The sequence below is a fragment of the Fluviibacterium sp. S390 genome (assembly GCF_049800695.1).
In the GTDB taxonomy this organism is placed as follows: domain Bacteria; phylum Pseudomonadota; class Alphaproteobacteria; order Rhodobacterales; family Rhodobacteraceae; genus Meridianimarinicoccus.
Window position 1 is genome coordinate 69,120 of sequence record NZ_JBNAFN010000020.1, and the last position, 20,512, is coordinate 89,631.

The following is a 20,512-nucleotide window of genomic DNA, read 5'->3' on the forward strand; positions in this document are numbered from 1 at the left end:
TTGTCTTGGGTCCAGCAAGGATCAGGCGAAGTCGAGCATGTCCGGCGTGGCGGGCATGTCGAAGGCCAGCACCGCATGGGCCGCCGTGGCCGCATCATCGGCCAGCGCGCCCACCACCGGGATCGGGGCGGCGGCATTGGCCACTGTGTCGATCCAGCCATCGAAGGCGGCAGCAAAGGCGGTGTCGATGGCGCTGGTGCCGCCCGCGGCGCCCGCATAGGCGCCCAGGTCCACCTGCCCGGTCGAGAAGGCGAAGTCGAAGGTGTCGGCCCCGGCCGTGTCGCGGGCCAGACGGTCGGCACCGTTGGCGGTGAACATCCCGTCCTCGAAAGCCGCGCCGATGTCGAAGCTCTGGGTGGTGTCGCCGGTCGAGATCACAAGGGTTTCGACGCGGGTGGTGTCGTCATCCATGTTCTTGATCCGCACCGCGCCCTCGGCCCCTTCGATGACCAGATCGCTGCCGCCTTCGACGAAGAACCGCAGATCGCTGGCATCCGATGCCCCGGCGTTGCGCAGCTCCAGCGTGTCGGTGCCGCCACCGCCGCCGGTGATGGCGTCGATCTTGCCCTCGGTCAGGTCCAGCATCTGGGCGATGTCGCGGACCGCATCCAGACCGGCCTCGTCGATGTCCAGTTCGGCATCCTCGGCAAAGGTGAACAGGTAGGTGTCATTGCCCTGCCCGCCGACCAGATCCGCATCGGCACCGCTGGTGGCCAGGAAATCGTCGCCTGCCCCGCCCAGGAACTGCGCCTTGGCGTAGTCGATGAAGGACAGGGCCGAGTTGGCCGCATCTGCCACCGTGTCGATCACATCGTTCAGCGGGTTGGCATTGGCCAGCGCGTCGCCCATGCCCTGCACCGCGGCCTCGACCCCGGCCAGCGGATTGAACATCCCGCCGCCCAGATCCGGCATCACACCCGAGGGCAGCGAAGGCACCACCGCCGACCAGAAGAGATCGGCAAACACCCCGGTGTCGATCACCCAATCGGCCCCCGCATCCCCGGCCATCACGTTGATCTCGTCGCCGGTGGACAGCATCAGGTCGCTGCCGTCGCCGCCGAAGGACAGGTTGTAGTTGCCGCCGCCCAGGAAGATGTCGTCACCGGCCTCGCCCATCTGGAAGCCGATATCGCCTGCCACATGGAACAGATCGTCGCCGTCGCCACCGAACTGCAGGTTCAGCGAGGGGGCGCTGTCCAGCAGGCTGTCTTTGGCGTCCTGCTTCTTCTGTGCGGTGTCGGTGGTGTCGTCGTCATCATCGTCCGTCGTGGTGGACGTCGCGGTGCTGGTGTCGTCGTCATCGTCGTCCATGGCCGCGTCGATGGCATCCTGAATGGTCTGCCACAGGTCGGCCTCGCCGTCGCCGGCCTTGGACACCATCAGGTCGCCGCCGTCATTGCCGAACTGCACCATCAGACCGGCGCTGTCGCCGCGTTCGACCGCCACCATCACGTCGGTGTCGTCGCCGCCCGACTGAACGTTGACCCGGCCCAGTCCGATCATCAGGTCGCTGCCCGCGCCGCCCGACTGGGCGTTGCCGGTGCCCCAGCCGATCAGCACGTCATCGCCGTCGCCGCCGGCCTGAGCATTGCCCTGGCCGCCGCCGATGGCCACGTCATTGCCGCGCCCGCCGATCTGGATGTTTGCCTTGCCCGCCGCCAGCATCACGTTGCTGCCGTCGGCGCCGCCGCCGCTCAGATGATCGTCCAGCTTGTCCTGTGCTGCGGCCAGGTCGAAGCCGCCCAGATCGATGTCGGTGGGCAGGGTCGACCACAGGTGACCGCCGAATTGCAGGTTGCCGTAGCCCGCGCCGATCAGCCAGTCGTTGCCCTCGGCCCCGATCTGAATGTTGGCGCCGCCTGCGGCCAACAGAACGTCGTTGCCCGCGCCGCCATGCTGGATGTTGGTGCCGCCGACCGCGACGGCCAGGTCGTTGTCATCACCGCCGAACTGCAGGTTCAGGTTGCCCACTGCGAACAACTGGTCGGCGCCATCGTCGCCAAACTGGATGTTGGTGATCCCGCCCGCAACCATCGTGTCATTGCCGTTGCCGCCCGACTGGATGTTGGTGTTGCCCACGGCGGCCATGATGTCGTCGCCGTCGCCACCCCATTGGCCGTTGTTGGCGCTGACCGCGATCAGCGTGTCATTGCCCGCATCGCCGAACTGGGTGGTGGCCACCACGGCGGCCGCCTTCAGGGTGTCATTGCCATTGCCGCCGCGCATCACGTTGACGCCGCCGAAGCTTTCCAGCAGGTCGTCGCCGTCGCCGCCGAAGACGGTGTTGACGCCGCCCTTGCCGATCAGGTGATCGTTGCCGGTGCCGCCGTCGATGTGGTTGACGCCGCCGATGCCCTCGATGGTGTCATCGCCGCTTTCGCCCTTCAGGCTGTTGACGCCGCCAACGCCCTTGATGGTGTCATTGCCGGTGCCACCATAGGCGTTGTTCACAGCGCCATAAGCTTCGATGGTGTCGTCACCCGAGCCGCCGTACATTTCGTTGTAGGCGCCATAGCCTTTCAGCTTGTCGTTCCACGACCCACCATCCATCTTGTTCCAGGCGCCGCTGCCCTGCAGGTAGTCGCTGCCGGACTGGCCGTACAGGAAGTTGGTGGCCCCATAGCCCTTGACGGTGTCATGGCCGCTGCCGCCGTCCAGCTTGTTCCAGGCCCCATGCCCATAGAGAGTGTCGTCATGTGCGCCGCCGTACAGGTCGTTCTTGGCACCATAGGCATAGAGCCGGTCGTCCTGGTCGCCGCCCGACAAATAGTTGTAAGCCCCGTACCCTTTCAGCGTGTCATAGCCGCTGGAGCCCCAGATCTTGTTGGTGATGCCCTTGCCGTAGACGGTGTCATTGCCCGACCCGCCGTGGATGGTATTGGTCCCGCCATAGCCATAGATCGTGTCGTGGCCGCTGTCGCCCCACAGGGTGTTCTTGGCACCATAGGCTTTCACGGTGTCGTTGCCGCTGCCGCCGTGCAACTCGTTGTAGGTGCCCCAGCCGGCGACAAAGTCGTTGCCCGAGCCGCCCCAGAGCTTGTTCTTGTAGGCGCTGTAGCCATACATCTTGTCGTTGCCCGAGCCCGCATCCTTGCTGCTGCTCCAGCCGTACATCTTATAGGTCTGGTGAATGCTCTTCTTGCTGAAAAATCCCATGGGTCCGTTCCTTGTTTCCATGTGCGGGGCGGTGTGCCCCGGTCTGGAATGACCCTACGAAACTGACCCCTGCGGGGTTATGGGGCCGATCCCCCAATCGCGGCGTGTGCCGGTGCGGGCACCACGGGAATGGACAGGCGAAACACCGTGCCATGGCCGGGGCGGGAGACCGGCGTCAGGTTCAGCCCCTGCGCTTCGGCCTGTGCGAAACAGACCGCCAGTCCCAGCCCGTGGCCCTGAGACCCTGCGCCCTTCTGCCCTTCCTGCCGGAAGGTGGCGATCTGGTCTGCGCTCATGCCGGGGCCGGTGTCGCAAACCCACAATTCGACCCGTGATCCCCGGCGGCGCGCGCCGATCAGCACCCGGCCCCGGTCGGTATGGTTGACGGCATTGGACACGAGGTTGGAGGCAATGCGCATCAGCACCAGCGGCGGCACCTGCACCTGCGCGCTGCTGTTCACCAGATCCAGCCGCAACCCTTTCGAGATCGCGTCCTGCTGGAACATCTGCTGCACGGTCTGCAGGATCAGGCCAAGGGCATAGGGTTCGGTCGGCTCTTCTGCGTCGGGTGGCGGCGGTGCGATGTCGCTGTCGTCTTGCGGGGCCGCGTCGCGCAGGTATTCGCCCGACAGCCCTTCGATATAGTCAAAGGCCTCGCCCAGCCGGGCGCGCAGGTCGGGCTCCAGCCGTTCGCCAAGGCTGTCGAAGGTCATCCGCAAGGACGCCAGCGGCTGTTTCAGGTCATGGCTGGCGGTGGCCAATTGCCGTTGACGATGGCGGGCCAGATCGCGGGCGCGGGTATAGGCGCGCTCGGTCTCCAGCAACTCCTGCGCGGTTTGCGCTTCGGTTTCCAGCGCCTGCATCTGGGCCGCCACGGCGCGCGCGTGGTCGCGTCGGATCAGGATCACATGGGCCGCGAAATTGGTGATCGTGGCCACCAGCATCGTCAGATAGACGATACGGATGGCGCCCATCAGGGGCACTGTTTCGCGTGCCCAGCCCGAGGCGACAAGCACCACCACCAGCAGCAGTGCGCCGACCGTGGCCAGCGACAGCCACAGCGCCGTGGCATGGGTGCGCCCCTGCTTTTGTCGCCACGCGCCGGTGCCGAAGGGAATGGCCACCAGGCTGATCGCCAGCAGCCCCTCGGCGAGCAGCGCCGCATAGGGGCCGGGCGAGGCCAGCGCCAGCAGGAACCCCACCGCCGAAACGCCAGCCAGGCCCCGACACAGGCGCGCCAGTCGGCTCCGGCCCGCACTGGCCAGCCCGTGCCCGGCCAGCAGAAAGCCCGCCCCCGACAGCGCGTACAGCAGGAAGAACCCCACCGCCGATTGCAGCTCGGGCCGGTCGGGATAAAGCAGGCGAAACAGCAGCCCGTCCATGAAGGAGATGAAGGCCAGCCCGGCCAGGAACAGCGCGGCGTAAAGCAGGCTGATCCAGTCGCGCAGCGCCACGTAGAACGCCAGAAAGAACGCCAGCGCCGCAAGGCTGGCCGCGTAGAACGCCGTCAGCCCGGCGGTGTCGCGCACCGTCTGCTCGGCCACTCCAAGGGGCGATTGCAATGCCATGCGCAGGGTCTGGAACGGGCCGTATTTCACATGCGCCAGCAGGGTGACCTGCTCTCCCGGTGCGACCTGGAATTCGACGGTGCGCAGGCGGGTGGCGGCGTGCTGGGCCGGATCGAAAGGGGCAAAGATGGAATAGGTCAGCAGCGTCTCGGTCAGCCCGCTGTCACGGATCAGATAGATGTCGACCTCGCTGACCAGCGGCAGGTGCAGGGTGATGGCGAATGGATCGGGCGGGCGGCCGTCATCAAGGCTGGTATTGGTCAGCTCCACCCCGGACCAGGCCTCGGGCGCATAATTGGTGGACAGGCTGTCTAGTTCCAGCCCGGCGCTGAACCCGCCCGCGCGAAACCGCGCCAGCATCACCGCCAGATCCAGCCCCTGCCCCGGCGCATGGGTCAGATGCGGGGTCAGATCGACCGCATCTCCGCTTGCTGAAATGTCCAGCGCGCGGGCCTGCGTCGCGGCCCACAGGCTCGTCGTCATGACCAGAAGGGCCGTCCAGAGAAAGCATAACAGGTATCGGGGCAACATGGGCACTCGCGGTCAGGATCGCTGTCACCATGGGCCGGGTTGCGCGCGGCTGGCAAGACCGGGACGCGGCGATTGGTGGATCGACCTCATACCGCGCGGCAAAGGGCGGCACGATGTTGAAGGCACACAGAACGGAGCCTTCGGCATGTTTCTTCGCCTCTTGATGACCGCCTTCACCCTTGTCACAACCCCGGCCGCCGCGCAGCCCGAAATCCTGCAAAGCGGCGCCCATGATCTGATTGGCGCGCAATATACCGACGGCCCCCTGGACGACGCGGTGCTGGTCTGCCTGAAGAACCGCTCCACCAGCGGCGTGCAGAAGGCGCTGCGCAACCATGCCGACGGGTTTGCCCGCATCCTGTTGCCCGATCCGGGTCTTGGATGCGTGGCCTTCGTGCCCACCCGCCATGTATTTTATTTTGAAAAACAACCCGGACGCCAGCCGGTCACGGTGCTGTCGGTGCCAGTGGATCTGAGCCTGCGCGCCGGAAAGACACTGACCTTCGACTGGCTGCGCGACAGCGCGCCGTGATCACTGCCCGGCGCGATGCCGGTCGTCGGCCTGCCGCAATTCATCCGGGGTGATGCGCCCGTCCTTGTCGCCGTCGGCAATGGAGAACGCCAGCCCATAGACGCCGAAAAAGCGGATCTGGCGCGCGGTGGGCTGACCCTGCTGTGCCATCGCCTGTACGAAGGTCTTGAATTCGGGCTGGGTCAGGCTTTGATCCCGATCCGCATCGGCCAGCACGAAGGCATCGATCTCGCCCTGCGTGGGGCGCAGATCCTCGGTCGCCCACAGCGGGGCGGCAGCGATCAGGGCCGCGCCAAGGAGCGTTGTGCCAAAACCCGTCGTCTGCATGTCACGCTTCCTTTCCTGCCGTGTCGCCAAAAACCGTTGCACCCCATATGTGCTGCGGCCATGCTTGCCAGACTACCGCAGTTTCGACGAGGGCGCCTGTCGTGAAAACCTACACTTGTGTGATCGCCGATGACCACGCCATCGTGCGGGGCGGGTTGCGCGCCGCGCTGGAAGCCCCCGGCCTGATCGAGGAACACGGCATCACGGTGGTGGCCGAGGCTGCCAACGGGCTGGAAGCCATCGCCGCCCTGCGCCAGCATCGCCCCAGCCTGATGCTGCTGGACGTGCAGATGCCCCTGGCGGGGGGCACCGAGGTGCTGCTGGAGGCCCGGCGCTGGTCGCCCGATACCAGGATCGTGGTGCTGACCGGCATTTCCGCCGTCGGCAAGCTGAGCGAGTTGATCGACAGCGGGGTGGACGGACTGTTTTCCAAGGCCACCGAGAACGACGCGCTGTACGCCGCCCTGCCCAAGATCCTGCGCGGGGGGCGGGTGATCTCGGATCATGTGGCGGCCCTGCTGGAAGATCGCGCCGCGCCCTCGCCCCTGACCGACCGCGAACGCCAGACCCTGAACCTGATCGTCGCGGGCCGGTCGAACAAAGAAATGGCGCAGATCCTGGGCATCAGCGCCAAGACCGTGGACCGGCACCGGACCTCGCTGATGCAGAAGCTGGACGTGCATTCGGTGGCCCAACTGATCGCCTTTGCCCTGCGCGAGGGGCTGATCGACCCGTCGGCAGAGCTTTGATCCCCGGCTGCCGGGTTATGATTCCGCCTGCCGAATGGGCGCTTATGCGCGACAAATGTCGATGATTCCGACCTATTTGCCTCGAATGCCCGATTTCCCCTCGCAGTCGGTTGTGCGGATGTGGTTGCGTGGGCGGTGAAACCGACGGGAGCCTTTCATGTCGATTACCGCAGCCATCCATCACCTGACCCACTATCAATACGACCGCCCGGTGACACTCGGCCCGCAGATCATACGCCTGCGCCCGGCCCCGCACAGCCGCACGCGGGTGATCTCGCATTCGCTGAAAGTCTCGCCCGCCGGGCATTTCGTGAACCACCAGCAGGATCCCTATGGCAACTGGCTGGCCCGGTTCGTCTTCCCCGAGCCGGTGCGGGAGTTGAAGATCGAGGTCGATCTGGTGGCCGACATGTCGGTCTACAACCCGTTCGATTTCTTCGTCGAGGACCGGGCCGAGCATTATCCCTTCGAGTATCCCGAGGAACTGTCCGAGGATCTGTCGATCTACCTCAGGCCGGACCCGGTCGGGCCGAAGCTGCGCGCGCTTCTGGACGGCATCGACGACGGGGGCGGCAAGATCAAGATCGTCGATTTCCTGGTCGGTTTGAACCGCGACCTGGAGCAGAAGATCGGCTATGTGATCCGGATGGAACCGGGCGTCCAGACGCCGGAAGAAACGCTGACCTCGCTGAAAGGCTCGTGCCGTGACAGTTCCTGGCTGCTGGTGCAGGTGCTGCGCAACCTGGGCATCGCGGCGCGTTTCGTGTCGGGCTACCTGATCCAGCTCAAGCCGGATCTGGATGCGCTGGACGGCCCTTCGGGCACCGATCACGATTTCACCGATCTGCACGCCTGGTGCGAGGCCTATATTCCCGGTGCGGGCTGGGTCGGGCTGGATCCGACCTCGGGGCTGCTGACCGGCGAAAGCCACATTCCGCTGGCCGCCACGCCGCATTTCCGCAACGCCGCGCCGATCAGCGGGCTGGCCAGCCCGGCCGAGGTCGAATTCGACTTCGACATGCGCGTCACCCGCACCGCCGAACATCCGCGCATTACCAAACCCTTCCCCGAAGACAGCTGGGAAAAGCTGGATGCGCTTGGCCACAAGGTCGACAAGCTGCTTGCAGACGGCGACGTGCGGCTGACCATGGGCGGCGAGCCGACTTTCGTGTCGATCGATGATTTCGAAAGCGCCGAATGGAACACCGAGGCCGTCGGGCCGATGAAGCGCGGCATGGCCGACACGCTGATCCATCGCCTGCGCGAGAAATTCGCGCCGGGAGGATTCCTGCACCACGGTCAGGGCAAATGGTATCCCGGCGAAAGCCTGCCGCGCTGGACCTTTTCGCTGTACTGGCGCAAGGACGGCAAACCGATCTGGCGCAACGATGCGCTGTTTGCCCGCGAACAGGCCGACACCAAGGTCGGCTGGGCTGAGGCCGGCACGCTGTTGCAATCGGTGGCCGAGACGCTGGAGGTGAACCCGGAGTACGTGCAGCCCGCCTTTGAAGATCCGGCCGAGTGGATGCTGAAGGAAAGCAATCTGCCGGACAATGTGACGCCCGAGAATTCGGAACTGAAGGATGCCGAGGCGCGCCACCGCATCGCCCGCGTCTTCAACCGGGGCCTGACCGAGCCATCGGGGATGATCCTGCCGGTGCAACGCTGGCAGGCCAAGGCTTCGTCGAAATGGCTGTCCGAGCTTTGGCGCACCCGACGAGGCAAGATCTTCCTGGTGCCCGGCGACAGCCCGGTGGGCTTCCGCCTGCCGCTGGAGGCGCTGCCGCATATCCCGTCGGCGGGCTACCCCTATATCTATCCGGTGGACCCGGTCACCCAGACCGGCGATCTGCCCGAATTCGACCTGCCCGCGCTCAGCAAGGAGCGGACCCAGAGATCCCGCACCATCGAACAGGTCGAAGCGCCGGCCCGCGAACGCGCCGTTCTGGATTCCGCCGAAACGCTGGGCGGCCGCGTGCGCACCGCCATGTCGGTAGAGCCGCGCGACGGGCGTCTGTGCGTGTTCATGCCGCCGACCGAAAGCGTCGATGACTATCTTGAATTGCTGGCGGCGGTGGAAAACGCGGCCATGGAAACCGGCCTGCCGGTGCATATCGAAGGCTACCAGCCGCCGCCCGATCCGCGCCTGAACGTGATCCGCGTCGCGCCCGATCCCGGCGTCATCGAGGTCAACGTGCACCCGGCCGCCAGTTGGGACGAGTGCAAGGCGATCACCGAGACCGTCTATGACGAGGCTCGCCAGACCCGTCTTGGCGCTGACAAGTTCATGATCGACGGGCGCCATTGCGGCACCGGCGGCGGCAACCATGTGGTCGTCGGCGGCGCCACGCCGCTGGACAGCCCGTTCCTGCGCCGCCCCGATCTGCTGAAAAGCCTGATCCTGCACTGGCAGCGGCATCCCTCGCTCAGCTACCTGTTCTCGGGGCTGTTCATCGGCCCGACCAGCCAGGCGCCGCGCATCGACGAAGCCCGCCACGACAGCCTCTACGAGCTGGAAATCGCCCTGAACCAGATCAACGCGCCCAAGGATGGCGCGGTGACGCCGCCGTGGTTGACCGACCGGCTGTTGCGCAACATCCTGATCGATGTGACCGGCAACACCCATCGCGCCGAAATCTGCATCGACAAACTCTATTCCCCCGATGGTCCCACCGGACGGCTGGGGCTGGTGGAATTCCGCGGCTTCGAGATGCCGCCCGATCCCCGCATGAGCCTGGCCCAGCAGGTGCTGATCCGGGCGCTGATCGCGCGGTTCTGGAACTCGCCGGCCACCGGCGATCCGATCCGCTGGGGCACCCGCTTGCATGACCGGTTCATGCTGCCGCATTTCGTCTGGGACGATTTCCTTGAGGTGCTGCGCGACCTGTCCGAACACGGGTTCGACATGGATCCCGACTGGTTCAAGGCGCAGGCCGAGTTCCGCTTCCCGTTCTGCGGCGAGGTCGACTACGAAGGGGTGAACCTTGAAATCCGGCAGGCGCTGGAACCCTGGCATGTGCTGGGGGAAACCGGGGCTATCGGCGGCACCGTGCGCTATACCGACAGTTCGGTCGAACGTTTGCAGGCCAAGCTGACCACCCGCGATCCCGACCGCTATGTCGTTGCCTGCAATGGCCGCCGCCTGCCGATGCAGGACACCGGCCTGGGCGGGATCAAGGTGGCGGCGGTGCGGTTCAAGGCGTGGCAACCGCCCGAGGCGCTGCATCCGGTGCTGCCGGTCAATGCGCCGCTGACCTTCGACATCTACGACACCTGGACCGGGCGGTCGCTGGGCGGCTGCACTTATCATGTCGCGCATCCCGGCGGGCGCAACTACGACACTTTCCCGATCAATGGAAACGAAGCCCAGGCCCGCCGCCTTGCCCGCTTCCAGCCACATGGGCATACTCCGGGCAACTTCATCCCGCCCAGCGAAGTGCCGCATCGTGACTTCCCGATGACATTGGACCTGAGGCGTCAACCGGGGATCTGAGGCATGACGGCAGGTGTGGACGGCAGCACGGGCGACGATGTCGCCCGGCTTTTGCAGGGCTATCGCCCGGCCGATGGCGTCCCGGACGAGTTGATAGGTCCAGATGGCGCGGTGCGCCCGGTCTGGGACAGCTTCATTCGCGCGCTGGCCGCGCAAGCGCCCGAGAAACTGGCCGCCCGCATCGGCCAGGGCGAACAATACCTGCGCGACGCCGGGGTCTATTTCCGCCGCTACGGGCCGCAGGATACCGGACAGCGCGACTGGCCGCTGAGCCATGTGCCGGTGATGATCTCGCAAGCCGAATGGGACGAGATCGCCCTTGGCCTGACCGAACGCGCCGGGCTGCTGGAGCAGGTGGTGGCCGATATCTACAGCGACAACCGGCTGGTGGCCGAGGGCCATCTGCCGGCCTCGCTGGTCGCCAACAATCCCGAATGGCTGCGCCCGCTGGTGGGGGTCAAACCGGCCTCGGGGCATTTCCTGCATTTCATGGCCTTCGACATCGGGCGCGGCCCCACCGGCAAGTGGTGGGTGCTGAGCGACCGCACGCAGGCGCCTTCGGGGGCAGGCTTTGCGCTGGAAAACCGCATGGCGACCACTCGGGTCTATTCCGACATGATCGCGCGGACCAACGTGGCGCCGCTGGCCGGGTTTTTCCGCGAGTTCCGCGACCGGCTGACGGCGCTGTCGGGCGCGGACCACAGCCAGGTCGGCATCCTGACCCCCGGCCCGCTGAACGAGACCTATTTCGAACACGCCTTCATCGCCCGCCACCTGGGGTTTCCGCTGTTGCAGGGCGATGATCTGACGGTTCAGAACGGCCACGCCATGATCCGCACGGTGAATGGCACCAGCCCGGTGTCGGTGCTGTGGCGGCGAATGGATGCGGGCTGGGTCGATCCGCTGGAGCTGAACGAAGGCTCGCGGCTGGGCACGCCGGGGCTGTTGCGGGCCATTCGCGCCGGGCATCTGACCATGGTCAACGCGCTCGGCTCGGGCATCCTTGAAACCCGCGCGCTGATGGCCTTCATGCCCCGGCTCAGCCAGATCCTGAACGGGCGCGATCTGCGCCTGCCCAACATCGCAACCTGGTGGTGCGGGCAGGAAAACGAAAGCGCCTATATGCGCGACCATCCCCAGGGCATGATGATCAGCCCGGCCTTTGCCACGGCGCCGGTGTTCGAGGCCGCGCAGGCCAACCTGTCGGTGGCGGAGATCACCACCCGTATCCAGCAGAACGGTCCGGATCTGGTCGGGCAGGAGCAGGTGCATCTGTCCACCGCGCCGACACTGATCGACGGCGCGCTGGTGCCGCGCCCCATGAGCCTGCGGGTGTTTCTGGCCCGCACCGCCAGTGGCTGGAAGGTCATGCCGGGCGGGTTTGCGCAGATCGGCATGGTGCCAGATTCCAACATTCTGGCCATGCAGCAGGGTGGACGGGTGGCCGATGTCTGGATCGTCGGCGACAGCCGCGCCAAGGCCAAGCCGATCCTGCCGTCAAACCCGGCGGCGGTGCTGCGCTCGACCCCCGGTCGCCTGCCCAGCCGCGCGGCGGACAACCTGTATTGGCTGGGCCGCTATGTGGAACGGGGCGAACACATCGTGCGCATCCTGCGCGCCCATCATGCGCGGTTGTCCGACAGCGAGGGTCCGCAGGCCCCGCTGCTGCAAGCCTCGACCGCCTATCTGGCAAGCTTTGGCTGTGACAGCGCCCAGCCGATCCCCGACAGCCTGCTGGCGCTGATCGACAATGCCCGCACCTGTGCCAGCCAGGTCGGCGACCGCTTCTCGGTCGATGGCGCACTGGCCCTGTCCGACCTGACGCGCACTTTGACTGAACAGGCCGCGACCGCCCTGCCCGGCGACAGCGCCGCGCAAGCGATGAGCGTGCTGCTGCGCAACCTCAACGGCTTTTCGGGACTGGTGCATGAGAACATGTACCGCTTTACCGGCTGGCGGTTTCTGGCCATGGGTCGCGCGGCGGAACGGGCCGCAACCATGTGCGGATGCCTGTCCGCCTTTGCCGATCCCGACAGCGCGACCGGCGGTCTTGACCTGGTGCTGGAGGTCGGCGACAGCGTCATGACCCATCACCGCCGCTATGCCATCGCGCCCTGTCGCGAAACCGTGGTGGACCTGATGGCGCTGGATGCATTGAACCCGCGGGGTGTGCTGTTCCAGTTCAACCAGATGGAACAGCACCTGCGGCATTTGCCGGGGGTCGAGTTGCACCACCAGATGACACCGCTCAGCCGCGCGGTGCTGAAGGCGCGCACCGATCTGGCGCTGCAAACGCCCGAGACCCTGTCCACCGACGTTTTCAACCTGGTGCTGGCGGGGCTGATCGACATCTCGAACCAGACCACCCTGGCCTATCTGACCTGAGGGAGCGGGCGATGCAGTACGATATTCGCGTGACCATCCAGTACAGCTACCCCAGTCCGGCCAGTTCCGGTCGTCACCTGCTGCGGCTGATGCCGCGCGCCCTGCCCGGCAAGCAGCGGGTGCTGTCGCGTACACTCGAGGTGACCCCGGCGCCGGTGGAACAGGTCAACGGCATCGATTTCTTCGGCAATGAAACCGTCGAAGTGGCGCTGGCCTCGCCCCATAAGGACAGCAGTTTTACGGTGACGGCGCGGGTCGAATGCACGCGCGAGGGGCAGGGTTTCGACATGTCCGGCACCCTACCGGGGCTGGCGGGTGAGATCGCCGCACAAGCCGGTCTGAACCCCGACGCGCCGCATCATTTCCTTGGCTCCTCCACCCGCATCCCGCGGCACGACGGCATGGCCGCCTATGCCCGCGAGGTCGCCGGAGCGCAGACCACGGTTTATGACATCGTGCGGGCGCTGGGGCAGCGCATCCACGAGGATTTTGCCTTCAACCCCCAGGCCACCGACGTCGACACCCCGACCGAGGCCGCCTTCGAACAGCGCGCTGGCGTGTGCCAGGATTTCGCCCATGTGATGATCACCTGCCTGCGCGAGATCGGCATTCCGGCGGCCTATGTCAGCGGCTTCCTGCGCACCATTCGGCCGCAGAACCAGCCCCGGCTGGAGGGCGCCGACGCCATGCACGCCTGGGTGCGGGCCTGGTGCGGGCGGCAGATGGGCTGGGTCGAATACGATCCCACCAACGCGGTCGAGGCCTTCAACGATCACGTGGTCGTCGCCTATGGCCGCGACTACGCCGATGTGGCCCCGGTCAAGGGCTACATGCGGTCGGTGGGCGATCATACCACTCGGCAACTGGTGGACGTGGAGCCGCTGGAGAACGCCTAGCCCTGCGGGGCGGCGGTGCAGCGTGCCAGAATGTCGACCCCCTGCTGGTTCCAGAAATGCAGAAGGTCGATGAACACCCAGTTCTCGGCCAACTTGTCGCCTTCGCGGCGATAGATGTCGATCACCCGGAAGTCCCCTGCCTTGCCGGTGGCGGGCATCCCCATGAAGCCACCTGTCGGGCGGGCGGTAAAATTCGGCCAGCCGAAGAACCCGCCGTAATGCCCCTCGGCCACCCGGCACAGGTGGCGGGTCTTGGTGCGCTCGGCAAAGCTTGCCCGAAACAGGCCGGAATGCTGCGCCACGTAGCGCGGGATGGTATAGGTTGCCCCGATCCCGGTCGGGCCCCACCACAGCATGTCTTTGGTCCAGCTGCGCGCCAGTTCCTCGTGGATCGGAAGGCCGCTTTGCCATTGGCCAAGATCGGCGATCATGCTGGCGATGCAGGCCCAGGTCCGGTTGCCCTCTGCGGCAGGCTGTGGATCGAACAGCAAGCCGTCATGGGTGAGCGGGCCGGGCTGCACCAGTTGCGCACCGGTCTGTGGCGGAAACGGCTGCAACCCGGCCTGCACCATCAGTTGCGGCAGGTCGAAATACAGGGCTGTTTCGGTGATCGTGCCGCCTTCAACCTGGTAAAAGGCGCAATAGCGCAGGAAGGCCAGCTTGCCGGTGGGCGGAATGCCCAGCCACGGCCGATCGAACAGCCCCATCAGATGCCCCATGGACACCACCCAGACCCCCGCCTGCCCGTCGGCCCGGTTTTCCCCGGCCATGAACACATCCTCGCGGCGCTGCAGTCGGGTCAGGCTGGTCCGCAGCGGGTTCCAGAATTGCGCGGCAACCGCGTCCGGCCCCTGCAACTCGTGGAAAGGATGATAGCCGCGCCACAGCAGATCGGGCGCGCAATGGGCAGACAGGACATCTGCAATGGCCGTGCCCTGTGCCGCCTCCAGGGCGGTGTGAAAATCCCGAACGACACGTTTTTCGGCTTGGTAGTCTGACATCTGGCCCACTTTTGCGATGGCGGATCGTCGCCTTGTGCACAGGCGCAGGCCATGTTGCATGGTCCCGCGAGCATTGTCTTGGGGTGGTCGTCGCTTGGGGCGTCACGAATTGTTGCAAGCGCACTCAGGCCGGCATGGCCCGTGCGGAGACCCCGGACGGCTATAAAGTGAGGGCGCGCCGTCCCCCACGGCGCGCCCCCGATCGAAGATGCCACTTTCCCCCGTGGCCTTCGACTGTCTCTGTCGCGTCAGATCGCGCCCTGGGCGTCCACCACGGCAATCGCCGTCATGTTCAGCAGGCCGCGCACGGTGATCGACTGGGACACGATATGCGCGGGCTTGGAGGCCCCCAGCATGATCGGCCCCACCGACACGCCCCCGCCCAGTGTCTTGAGCAGGTTGAGCGCAATATGCGCCGCGTCGATATTGGGCATGATCAGCAGGTTGGCGCGGCCCCGCAGCGGGCTGGAGGGCATGACGATGTTGCGCAGCGTCTCGCTCAGCGCCACGTCCGCGTGCATCTCGCCGTCAAACTCGAAATCCACGTCCATCTTCGACAACAGCTGCGTCGCCGCGCGCATCTTGCGTGACGACGGGCTGGGCCGATCCCCGAAGTTGGAGTTCGACAACAGTGCCACCTTTGGCTCCTGCCCCAGCTTGCGCAGGGTGCGCGCCGACAGCACCGCCAGTTCCGCGATCTCCTCGGAGGTCGGATCGGGGGTCACATAGGTGTCGGCGATGAAGATCGTCCCCGAGGGCAGCACCAGCGCGCTCAGCGTGGACAGTTCCGCCACCCCGTCGGCGTGGCCGATGATGCCCTCAAGACGGGTCAGGTGATGGCCGAAACGTCCGCCGGTCCCCACGATGGCCGCATCGACCTCGCCCCGCTGCAGCATGCACATGGCCAGCACCGAGGAATCGTTGCGCACCCCGCGCAGGGCTTCTTTCGGCGTGATGCCGCTGCGACCCACCAGGTTGTGCAGAGTGTCGCCATAGACCGTCAGATCGATGGCGTCGGGGTCCACGACCTCGATGGATTTTATGTCAAGAACAAGGCCCAGTTCCTTGATCTTGCTGGATATCGCACTTTCTGATCCGATCAGAACCGGCTTGGCGATCCCGGCCGATATGGCTTGCTGGGCGGTGTGCAGCACGCGCACCGAGTCGCCTTCGCCATAGACCACGCGCTTGGGGTCGCCGGCGGCCTTTTCGAAGACCGGCTTCATCAGCATGCCGGACTGGTAGACAAAGCGCGACAGCTGCTCGCGGTAGGCGTCCATGTCCTCGATGGGCCGTGTGGCAACACCGGTCTCCATCGCCGCCTTGGCAACCGCCGGGGCGATCTCGAGGATCAGCCGGGGATCGAAGGGCTTGGGGATGATGTAATCCGGGCCAAAACTCAGGCTGTCCGCGCCATAGGCCGACAGCACCACGTCCGAGGCTTCGATCCGCGCCATGGCGGCAATGGCCCGCGCGCAGGCCATCTTCATCTCTTCGTTGATCTCGGTGGCGCCGCAATCCAGCGCGCCGCGGAAAATGAACGGGAAACACAGGACGTTGTTGACCTGATTGGGATAATCCGACCGGCCGGTGGCGCAGATGGCGTCATCGCGGACCTCGGCCACCACCTCGGGACGAATCTCCGGCTCGGGGTTGGCCATCGCCAGGATGATCGGCTGGGGTGCCATGCTGGCGGCCATTTCCTTGGACACGGCCCCGGCCACCGACAGGCCCAGGAACACATCGGCGTTCTTCATCGCGTCGTCCAGCGTGCGCGCCTCGGTTTCCCCGGCAAAGCGCAGCTTGGTTTCATCCATCGGACGGCCCGGACGATCCTTGTAGATCACGCCCTGGCTGTCGCACACGACGATGTTCTCACGCTTGGCGCCAAAGCTGATGAGCAGCTCCAGGCAGGCGATCGAGGCGGCCCCGGCGCCATTGGCCGTGATCTTGACCTCATCGATCTTCTTGCCCACCAGTTCCAGCGCGTTCAGCGTCGCCGCCGCCGAGACGATGGCAGTGCCGTGCTGGTCGTCGTGGAACACCGGGATGTTCATCTCGGCCTTCAGGCGTTTTTCGATGGCGAAACACTGCGGTGCCTTGATGTCTTCCAGGTTGATGCCGCCGAAGGTCGGCTCCAGCGGCCGCACCGCGTTGCAGAACGTGTCCACATCCTCGGCGTCGACCTCGATGTCGAAGACGTCGATGCCCGAGAACTTCTTGAACAGCGCGGCCTTGCCCTCCATCACCGGTTTCGAAGCCAGCGGCCCGATGTTGCCCAGCCCCAGCACCGCCGTGCCGTTGGAAATCACCGCCACAAGGTTGCCGCGCATGGTGTATTCGCTGGCCAGCGACGGGTCTTCGGCAATGCGTTCGCACGGGATGGCCACGCCGGGACTGTAGGCCAGCGCCAGGTCGGCTTGGGTGGCCATGGGCTTGCTGGGCAGGACCTGCAATTTCCCCTTGGGATGCGCGGAATGGTACTCCAAGGCGTCCCGTGTCAGTTGATCTTTCATGTTTTCCCCCGAATTTTCTTTTTATGAGTATCGGCGGGGCATGGGCCCCGCCGCAAGTGATGTTTGTCCCGAATAGGTCCGGGGCCCAATCCCTAATTCGTGATGATTTCCGGTCCCATGAGCGCTGTTGGGAGGAAGGTCGAGAGGGCCGGGATGTAGGTGACCATGATGAGGAAGACGAAGAGCACGGCCAGGAACGGCAGGGCGGCTCGGACGACGGCCATCATCGGCATTCCGGCGACGCCGGAGGTCACGAAGAGGTTCAGGCCCACCGGCGGGGTGATCATGCCGATCTCCATGTTGACCACCATGATGATGCCCAGGTGGATCGGATCGATGCCCAGCTGGATGGCGATCGGGAAGACCAGCGGCGCGACGATGACCAGCAGGCCCGAGGGCTCCATGAACTGGCCGCCGATCAGCAGGATCACGTTGACCACGATCAGGAAGGTGATCGGGCCCAGGCCCGCGCCCAGCATCGCCTCGGCGATGTGCTGGGGCACCTGTTCGTCGGTCAGCACGTGCTTCAGGATCAGCGCGTTGGCGATGATGAACATCAGCGTGATGGTCAGCTTGCCCGCATCATAGAGCGTGTTGATCGTGTCGCGGTGGAAGAACGCCGTGATCAGCGCCTGCGGCTTGCGCAGCAGCGAGATGTTGCGCGCCCCGTCCTTGGTGGCCAGCGGACCCATGTCGCGATAGACGAAACAGGCCACCAGGAAGGCATAGACCGAGGCCACGGCGGCCGCTTCGGTGGGGGTGAAGATGGCGCCGGTCAGGCCGGGAATGCCGTAGATGCCGATCATGATGATGGCGATCAGCATCAGCCCCCAGAAGGCGTCGCGGAAGGAGTCGCCGACCTCGCTCCAGCCCAGCCAGTCGCCCTTGGGCAGGTTCTTGACCTTGGCGATGACATAGATGGTGATCATCAGCATCAAGCCGGCCATCAGGCCCGGAATGACCCCGGCCAGGAACATCCGCCCGACCGAGACATCCGTGGCCGAGGCATAGACCACCATCACGATGGACGGCGGGATCAGGATGCCCAGGGTGCCGGCGTTACAGATGACCCCGGCGGCGAAGTCCTTGGAATAGCCCACCTTCTGCATCGCCGCGATGACGATGGAACCGATCGCCACAACCGTCGCCGGGGACGATCCCGAGAGTGCGGCGAAGATCATGCAGGCAAACACCCCGGCGATCGCCAGCCCGCCCGGCAGGTGGCCGACGCAGGCGATGGCAAAGCGGATGATCCGCCGCGCCACCCCGCCGGTGGACATGAAGCTTGAGGCCAGGATGAAGAACGGGATCGCCAGCAGCGTGTAGTGCCCGGCCATCGCCTGGTAGAGCGATTGCGCCACCGAGGCCAGCGAGCTGTCGGAATTGAGCAGCAGGAAGATGATCGAGCTGAGGCCCAGCCCCACCGCGATCGGCACGCCGATCAGCAGCAGGCCGATGACCATCAAGAACAGAAGTACGATTTCCATGGGTCAGGTGTCCTTGCCGAAGGGCGTGTCGTGGTGGGTGGCGCTGAGGTCGTCGACCTGGTCCTCGACCTCGTGGCTCACGATCAGGCTCTCATGGGTGCCTTTGATGATGCCGATGGTCACTTCGACCACCCGCACCAGCAGCAGCAGGCAGCCCACGGGCAGGATCAGATAGGGCACCATCCGCGGCAGCTTCTCGTAGGCTTCGCCTTCGTTGAAGATCGGCTCCAGCCAGCGCAGCCAGTCCACCATCGGGATCTGGTCGGTCTCGTACCAGGCCTGGTCGCGGCTATCGGCCAGACCGGTCGGGAACCAGCGCCCGGTGGTCGCGTCCATCCCGGCGAAGGGCGCGTAGTAATCCCAGGCCCCCTTCATCAGCAGGATCGCGTACAGGCAGCAGCACAGCGCCGCGATGATCGCCAGGACGCGCTGTTTCGGCGCCGTCAGCAGGTTGATCACCGCGTCCACGCCCAGGTGGGCGGTGATCCGGAACGCATGCGAGATGCCGAACAGCACCAGCCAGGCGAACAGCACCAGCACCACCTCAAGGCCCCAGATCAGGCTTTCGTTGAATACATAGCGCAGCACCACGTTGATGAAGGTCAGCAGCACCATGATGCCCAGAATGGCGGCGATGACGACTTCTTCGGTGCGGGCGACGACCCGCCCCAACGCGGTCTGCGGTTGATGTCTGGAATGCGCGCTCATCGGCTGCTCCCTCCCCTCAGGAAAAGGCCGCCCGGTCGCGCCGGACGGCCTGTCTGTCTGGTGATCGCGATTACATCGAGGCGTTGATCTGCTGGGCCGCGTCGATCGCATCGGCCCCCACGTCGCCTTCGAACTGGATCCACACCGGCTTCATCGCCTCGACCCAGGCCGCACGCTGCTCGGGCGTCAGTTCGCGGATCACGCCGCCGGCGTCCAGAACCGCCTGGCGGTTGTCGGCATCCACCTGCGCGATGGCCGCGTTGCGGGTCGCGGTGACTTCCTCGACGATGGTCTGCAGCTGGGTGCGCACGTCTTCGGGCAGCCCGTCCCACCAGTCGACCGAGGTCACGACCATATAGTCCAGCAGGCCGTGGTTGGTTTCGGTGATGCCGTCCTGAACTTCAAAGAACTTCTGGCCGTAGATGTTCGACCAGGTGTTCTCCTGGCCATCCACAACGCCGGTCTGCAGGGCGCCGTAAACCTCGGAAAAGGCCATCGGCTGCGGGCTGGCGTCCAGCGCTTCCATCTGTGCCACCAGCACGTCCGACGGCTGCACCCGGAACTTCAGACCGGCCGCATCGGTGGGCAGGATCAGCGGCTTGTTGGCCGAGAACTGCTTGAGACCATTGTGCCAGAAGCCCAGCCCCTGAAGGCCGCGGCGCTGCATCGAACTCAGCATGTCCTGGCCGGTGTCCGACGACTGGAACGCCTCGACAGCCTCCATGTTCTTGAACATGAACGGCAGGTCGAAGATGCGGAACTTCTTGGTGAACTTCTCGAATTTCGACAGCGAGGGCGCGGCCATCTGCACGTCGCCCTGCAGCATCGCCTCGAGAACCTGGTCATCGTTGTAAAGCGTCGAGTTCGGATAGACCTCCATGCAGGCGGTCCCGTTCATCTCGTCGTTCACGCGCTCTTGCAGCAACGAGGCGGCAATCCCCTTGGGATGCTTGTCGGTGTTGGTCACATGGCTGAACTTGATGACAATCTCGCCATCATCGCAGGCCGCCATCGCAGACCCCGCCGCCAGCACAAGACCCATGGCTGTCGCCGCTGCAGTCACAAATTTCATCGATCATCCTCCCGATCAGTCGCTGAAAACAGGACCACACAAAAATGCGCGCCCCCAAATCATCATCACCATTAAAAAGAGTCCGGCAACA

General features: G+C 65.4%; 13 protein-coding genes. 5 read left to right on the plus strand and 8 right to left on the minus strand.

Annotation, left to right across the window (positions count from 1 at the left end):
- Window positions 1–21: 21 nt before the first annotated feature.
- Both ACP15K_RS15390 and ACP15K_RS15395 read right to left on the minus strand, forming a co-directional pair.
- Window positions 22–3,156 (minus strand): calcium-binding protein, encoded by a 3,135-nt coding sequence (locus tag ACP15K_RS15390; RefSeq protein WP_424990905.1) that lies wholly within the window; start codon window positions 3,154–3,156, stop codon window positions 22–24.
- A 77-nt stretch (window positions 3,157–3,233) separates the two neighbouring features.
- Window positions 3,234–5,207 (minus strand): ATP-binding protein, encoded by a 1,974-nt coding sequence (locus ACP15K_RS15395; RefSeq protein ID WP_424990906.1) that lies wholly within the window; start codon window positions 5,205–5,207, stop codon window positions 3,234–3,236.
- Between the two features lie 193 nt (window positions 5,208–5,400).
- On the opposite strand from ACP15K_RS15395, the gene ACP15K_RS15400 reads away from it, so the two are divergent.
- Window positions 5,401–5,787 (plus strand): hypothetical protein, encoded by a 387-nt coding sequence (locus tag ACP15K_RS15400; protein WP_424990907.1) that lies wholly within the window; start codon window positions 5,401–5,403, stop codon window positions 5,785–5,787.
- Here ACP15K_RS15400 and ACP15K_RS15405 read toward each other — a convergent pair whose 3' ends face one another.
- Complete coding sequence (locus ACP15K_RS15405; RefSeq protein WP_424990908.1) at window positions 5,788–6,114, minus strand: hypothetical protein; 327 nt, start codon at window positions 6,112–6,114, stop codon at window positions 5,788–5,790.
- A 101-nt stretch (window positions 6,115–6,215) separates the two neighbouring features.
- On the opposite strand from ACP15K_RS15405, the gene ACP15K_RS15410 reads away from it, so the two are divergent.
- The 4 genes from ACP15K_RS15410 to ACP15K_RS15425 all read left to right on the plus strand — a co-directional run bounded on the left by ACP15K_RS15410 (window position 6,216) and on the right by ACP15K_RS15425 (window position 13,637).
- A complete protein-coding gene (locus ACP15K_RS15410; protein WP_424990909.1) occupies window positions 6,216–6,863 on the plus strand; it encodes a LuxR C-terminal-related transcriptional regulator in 648 nt (215 codons plus the stop codon).
- Between the two features lie 157 nt (window positions 6,864–7,020).
- Complete coding sequence (locus ACP15K_RS15415; protein WP_424990910.1) at window positions 7,021–10,356, plus strand: DUF2126 domain-containing protein; 3,336 nt, start codon at window positions 7,021–7,023, stop codon at window positions 10,354–10,356.
- A 3-nt stretch (window positions 10,357–10,359) separates the two neighbouring features.
- Window positions 10,360–12,741, plus strand: a complete 2,382-nt coding sequence (locus ACP15K_RS15420) for a circularly permuted type 2 ATP-grasp protein (RefSeq protein ID WP_424990911.1) — start codon at window positions 10,360–10,362, stop codon at window positions 12,739–12,741.
- An 11-nt stretch (window positions 12,742–12,752) separates the two neighbouring features.
- Window positions 12,753–13,637, plus strand: coding sequence for a transglutaminase family protein (locus ACP15K_RS15425; RefSeq protein ID WP_424990912.1), 885 nt, complete (start codon window positions 12,753–12,755; stop codon window positions 13,635–13,637).
- Here ACP15K_RS15425 and ACP15K_RS15430 read toward each other — a convergent pair.
- The 5 genes from ACP15K_RS15430 to ACP15K_RS15450 all read right to left on the minus strand — a co-directional run bounded on the left by ACP15K_RS15430 (window position 13,634) and on the right by ACP15K_RS15450 (window position 20,421).
- Window positions 13,634–14,638, minus strand: coding sequence for an ester cyclase (locus ACP15K_RS15430; RefSeq protein WP_424990913.1), 1,005 nt, complete (start codon window positions 14,636–14,638; stop codon window positions 13,634–13,636). The two genes, ACP15K_RS15425 and ACP15K_RS15430, sit on opposite strands and share 4 nt — an antisense overlap.
- Window positions 14,639–14,886: 248 nt before the next feature.
- Window positions 14,887–17,154 (minus strand): NADP-dependent malic enzyme, encoded by a 2,268-nt coding sequence (locus ACP15K_RS15435; protein WP_424990914.1) that lies wholly within the window; start codon window positions 17,152–17,154, stop codon window positions 14,887–14,889.
- 92 nt (window positions 17,155–17,246) lie between these two features.
- Window positions 17,247–18,641 carry a TRAP transporter large permease gene (locus ACP15K_RS15440; RefSeq protein ID WP_193143530.1) on the minus strand — a complete coding sequence of 465 codons (1,395 nt, stop codon included), beginning with the start codon at window positions 18,639–18,641 and terminating at the stop codon, window positions 17,247–17,249.
- 3 nt (window positions 18,642–18,644) lie between these two features.
- A complete protein-coding gene (locus ACP15K_RS15445; protein ID WP_193143527.1) occupies window positions 18,645–19,349 on the minus strand; it encodes a TRAP transporter small permease in 705 nt (234 codons plus the stop codon).
- A 70-nt stretch (window positions 19,350–19,419) separates the two neighbouring features.
- Window positions 19,420–20,421 carry a TRAP transporter substrate-binding protein gene (locus ACP15K_RS15450; protein ID WP_193143525.1) on the minus strand — a complete coding sequence of 334 codons (1,002 nt, stop codon included), beginning with the start codon at window positions 20,419–20,421 and terminating at the stop codon, window positions 19,420–19,422.
- Between the last annotated feature and the right edge of the window lie 91 nt (window positions 20,422–20,512).